We start from the raw sequence: 1,434 nt of genomic DNA, 5'->3' as shown, positions 1-1,434 counted from the left end.
AACACAGTGGACGCGAGCAACTGAGGACAAGCCCTCGGCCTATTAGTACCAGTCAGCTCCACCCGTTACCGGGCTTCCACATCTGGCCTATCAACCCAGTCGTCTACTGGGAGCCTTAACCACTCAAGGTGGTGGGAATACTCATCTTGAAGCAGGCTTCCCGCTTAGATGCTTTCAGCGGTTATCCTTTCCGAACGTAGCCAACCAGCCATGCCCTTGGCAGGACAACTGGCACACCAGAGGTTCGTCCGTCCCGGTCCTCTCGTACTAGGGACAGCCCTTCTCAATATTCCTACGCGCACAGCGGATAGGGACCGAACTGTCTCACGACGTTCTAAACCCAGCTCGCGTACCGCTTTAATGGGCGAACAGCCCAACCCTTGGGACCGACTCCAGCCCCAGGATGCGACGAGCCGACATCGAGGTGCCAAACCATCCCGTCGATATGGACTCTTGGGGAAGATCAGCCTGTTATCCCCGGGGTACCTTTTATCCGTTGAGCGACAGCGCTTCCACAAGCCACTGCCGGATCACTAGTCCCGACTTTCGTCCCTGCTCGACCCGTCGGTCTCACAGTCAAGCTCCCTTGTGCACTTACACTCAACACCTGATTGCCAACCAGGCTGAGGGAACCTTTGGGCGCCTCCGTTACTCTTTAGGAGGCAACCGCCCCAGTTAAACTACCCATCAGACACTGTCCCTGATCCGGATCACGGACCCAGGTTAGACATCCAGCACGACCAGAGTGGTATTTCAACGACGACTCCACAACCACTGGCGTGGCCGCTTCAAAGTCTCCCACCTATCCTACACAAGCCGAACCGAACACCAATATCAAACTGTAGTAAAGGTCCCGGGGTCTTTCCGTCCTGCTGCGCGAAACGAGCATCTTTACTCGTAGTGCAATTTCACCGGGCCTATGGTTGAGACAGTCGAGAAGTCGTTACGCCATTCGTGCAGGTCGGAACTTACCCGACAAGGAATTTCGCTACCTTAGGATGGTTATAGTTACCACCGCCGTTTACTGGCGCTTAAGTTCTCAGCTTCGCCGACCCGAAAGTCAGCTAACCGGTCCCCTTAACGTTCCAGCACCGGGCAGGCGTCAGTCCGTATACATCGCCTTACGGCTTCGCACGGACCTGTGTTTTTAGTAAACAGTCGCTTCTCGCTGGTCTCTGCGGCCACCCCCAGCTCACCGAGTAAATCGGATCACCAGGAATGGCCCCCCTTCTCCCGAAGTTACGGGGGCATTTTGCCGAGTTCCTTAACCATAGTTCACCCGAACGCCTCGGTATTCTCTACCTGACTACCTGAGTCGGTTTAGGGTACGGGCCGCCATGAAACTCGCTAGAGGCTTTTCTCGACAGCATAGGATCATCCACTTCACCACAATCGGCTCGGCATCAGGTCTCAGCCTTAACGTGTGACGGATTT

General features: G+C 55.4%; 1 rRNA gene. It reads right to left on the bottom strand.

Annotated features, from left to right (window positions below):
• Positions 1-22: 22 nt before the first annotated feature.
• Positions 23-1,434, bottom strand: a 23S ribosomal RNA gene (locus ACGFNN_RS35095); the annotation flags it as partial.

The sequence above is a fragment of the Streptomyces sp. NPDC048590 genome (genome assembly GCF_043199535.1).
GTDB lineage: Bacteria > Actinomycetota > Actinomycetes > Streptomycetales > Streptomycetaceae > Streptomyces.
This window is presented reverse-complemented; position numbering and strand designations above follow the sequence as displayed.